The sequence below is a fragment of the Mesorhizobium sp. genome, assembly GCF_024509055.1.
Lineage (GTDB): Bacteria > Pseudomonadota > Alphaproteobacteria > Rhizobiales > Rhizobiaceae > Mesorhizobium.
Map to the genome: position 1 here is coordinate 1 of NZ_JANINM010000179.1, position 3,474 is coordinate 3,474.

Below are 3,474 nucleotides of genomic sequence, written 5' to 3' on the forward strand. Positions count from 1 at the left end.
CAGGAGCCGCTGGAAACACGCAAGGAAGGCGAGTGGTGGGCGATGATGGACGAGGCCTTCCATCATGACTGATGCCTTCGATCCGGCATCGCTGTCGCAATCCTGGCCGAAGCCCTCCAAGCCGCGTCCGATCGTCACTTTCGGCGCCGGCTCGATCGTCGGCGACGCACATTTTCCCGCATACAGGAAGGCAGGATTTCCGGTTGCCGGCCTCTACGATCCGGACCAGGCCAAGGCGAAAACATTAGCCGACAAATGGAATGTAAAGGCGTTCCGCTCGGTCGAGGAAGCCGCGGCGGTGAAGGACGCGATCTTCGATCTCGCGACGCCGCCCGGCCGCCACGCCGATGTGTTGAAGGCGCTGCCGGATGGCGCCGTGGCGCTGATCCAGAAACCGATGGGCAACTATCTCGGCGAGGCGACCGAGATCCTCGAAATCTGTCGCGCCAAGCAACTCAAGGCCGCGGTCAATTTCCAGCTTCGCTTCGCGCCGATGATGCTGGCGCTGAAGGATGCCATCGCCAAGGGCTGGCTGGGCGAGGTCGTCGACTTCGACGCGCTGCTTGCGCTCGACACCCCCTGGCAGCTCTGGGAATTCCTGCTCAAGGCGCCGCGCGTCGAGATCGCCATGCATTCGATCCATTATCTCGACCTGATCCGCCAGCTTCTCGGCAATCCTCTGGGCGTGCATGCCAAGACGCTCGGCCATCCCAACCATAAGGTCGCTCAGACGCGCACCAGCGCCATCCTCGACTATGGCGACACGGTGCGCTGCGCGCTTTCGATCAACCACGACCACAAATTCGGCCGCCGCCACCAGGCCTGCGAGTTCCGCATCAGCGGCACGGAGGGCGCGGCCTACGTCAAGCTCGGCCTCAATCTCGATTATCCGCGCGGCGAGCCCGACGTGCTGGAAATCTATCCCAAGGGCGGATCGGATTGGGTCAGTGTGCCGCTCACCGGCGAATGGTTCCCCGACGCCTTCGTTGGCCGGATGGCCAATGTCCAGCGCTTTGCCGCGGCCGAAGATGCCGAGCTGGTCAGCTCGGTCGAGGACGCCTGGAACACCATGGCGCTGGTCGAGGCCGCCTATAAGTCGAGTGCCGCGCCGTCGACGCCGCTGGCCGTGAAGCCTTAGAATAGCGACATGGAACAGATCACCTACTTCGAGGACTATGAGATCGGTTCGTCACGCCTCACCAGCGGCCGTACGATCACGGAGACGGACTTCGTCGTCCATGCCGGCCATACCGGCGATTTCTTCCCGCATCACATGGACGCCGAGTTCATGAAGACCACGCCCTTCGGCCAGCGCATCGCGCATGGCACGCTGGTCTTCTCGGTCGGCGTCGGCCTGACGGCGAGCGTGATCAACCCCGTCGCCTTCTCCTACGGCTACGACAGGCTGCGCTTCATCAAGCCGGTCTTTATCGGCGACACGATCCGCACCCGCACCACCATCGCCGCGAAGGAGGACGATCCGAAACGTCCCGGATCGGGCCGCGTCATCGAGCGCGTCGAGGTCATAAACCAGCGCGACGAGGTCGTGCTGGCCGCGGATCACATCTACATCGTCGAGCGACGGCCCGGCTGAAAGACGGAGATAAGGAACATGGCTGACATCACAGGCAAGGTCGTGGTCGTCACGGCGGCCGCGCAGGGAATCGGTCGAGCAAGCGCGCTGGCATTCGCGAACGCAGGCGCCATCGTCCATGCCACGGACATCAACGACACGGCCCTGGCCGAACTCGGCAAGACACCCGGCATCAAGACACGCAAGCTCGACGTGTTGAACGACGAAGCGGTGAAAACCGCCTTTGCCGAAATCGGCCGCGTCGACGTGTTGTTCAACTGCGCCGGCTTCGTCCACGCGGGCTCGATCCTCGAGATGAAAGACGAGGACCTCGACTTCGCCGTCAATCTGAATGTGCGGGCCATGATCCGCACCATCCGCGCCGTATTGCCCGGCATGCTGGAGCGGGGTGAGGGGTCGATCATCAACATGTCGTCGGTGGCCGGCGCGCCGAAGGGCGTGCCGAACCGCTTCGCCTACGGCGTGACAAAGGCGGCCGTTATCGGCCTGACCAAATCGATCGCCGCCGACTATGTTGCCAAGGGCATACGCTGCAACGCCATCTGCCCCGGCACGGTGGAAAGCCCTTCGCTGCAGGGCCGCATGCAGGCACAAGGCGACTATGAAGCGGCGCGCGCGGCCTTCATCGCCCGCCAACCGATGGGGCGGATCGGCACACCGGAAGAGATCGCCGACCTCGCGGTCTATCTGGCCGGCGCCACCTACACGACGGGGCAGGCCTATAACATCGACGGCGGCTGGTCGATCTAAGGGCCGCCATACCCGCGCCGGCGCGCTCGACAATCCAGCCACGAGGCAGCAATGACCAAGATCACGGACCTCAGAACCTTCGATCTGCGCTTCCCGACGTCGCAGAGCCTCGACGGCTCGGATGCGATGAATCCGGATCCGGATTATTCGGCCGCCTATGTTATCCTCGACACCGATGTCCCTTCGCTGAAGGGGCATGGCCTGACCTTCACCATCGGCCGCGGCAACGAGATCTGTTGCGCGGCGATCGAGGCGTTGCGCCATCTGGTCGTCGGGCTCGACCTCGACTGGGTGAAGCAGGACCCTGGCCGCTTCTGGCATCATGTGACCGGCGACAGCCAGCTGCGCTGGATCGGCCCGGACAAAGGAGCGATGCACCTTGCGGTCGGCGCCGTGGTGAACGCGGTCTGGGACCTGTGGGCTAAGGAAGCCGGCAAGCCGGTCTGGCGGCTTGTCGCCGAGATGAGCCCGGAAGAGATCGTACGGATCGTCGACTTCCGCTACCTCACCGACGCGATCACGCCGGCGGAGGCGCTGGAAATCCTGAAGAGGGCCGAGGCCGGCAAGGCCCAGCGCATCGCCATTCTCGAACGTGAGGGCTATGCCTGCTACACCACCTCCGCCGGCTGGCTCGGCTATCCCGACGACAAATTGCGGCGGCTCTGCCAGGAAGCGGTCGACGACGGGTTCAACCACATCAAGCTGAAGGTGGGCCGCGACCGCGCCGACGACATCCGTCGCCTGAGGATCGCCCGCGAGGTAATCGGCCCGGACCGCTATTTGATGATCGACGCGAACCAGGTCTGGGAAGTCGACCAGGCGATCGACTGGCTGAAGGAGCTCGCCTTCGCCAAGCCGTTCTTCATCGAGGAGCCGACCAGCCCCGACGACGTCGCCGGCCATGCGAAAATCCGCAAGGCGGCGGCGCCGATCAAGGTTGCGACCGGCGAGATGTGCCAGAACCGCATCATGTTCAAGCAGTTCATCGCTGGCGGCGCCATCGATGTCGTGCAAATCGATTCCTGCCGCATGGGCGGCCTCAACGAAGTGCTGGCGGTGCTTTTGATCGCTGCCAAGTTCGGCCTGCCGGTCTGGCCGCATGCCGGCGGCGTCGGCCTTTGCGAATATGT

At 64.1% G+C, this 3,474-nt stretch carries 4 protein-coding genes; all 4 read left to right on the forward strand.

All coding sequences use genetic code 11. The features are described from left to right. Positions 1 to 64 precede the first annotated feature (64 nt). On the forward strand, positions 65 to 1,138 hold the full coding sequence (locus Q0L57_RS08545; RefSeq protein WP_296741121.1) for a Gfo/Idh/MocA family oxidoreductase: 1,074 nt from the start codon (positions 65 to 67) through the stop codon (positions 1,136 to 1,138). Positions 1,139 to 1,147: 9 nt separating this feature from the next. After that, a complete protein-coding gene (locus Q0L57_RS08550; RefSeq protein WP_296741124.1) occupies positions 1,148 to 1,594 on the forward strand; it encodes a MaoC/PaaZ C-terminal domain-containing protein in 447 nt (148 codons plus the stop codon). Between the two features lie 18 nt (positions 1,595 to 1,612). Then, entirely contained in the window at positions 1,613 to 2,344 is a 732-nt protein-coding gene (locus Q0L57_RS08555; RefSeq protein WP_296741126.1) for an SDR family oxidoreductase, read from the forward strand. A gap of 51 nt (positions 2,345 to 2,395) precedes the next feature. Next, positions 2,396 to 3,474: enolase C-terminal domain-like protein (locus Q0L57_RS08560; RefSeq protein WP_296741129.1), on the forward strand; the 1,079-nt coding region annotated here is incomplete at its 3' end.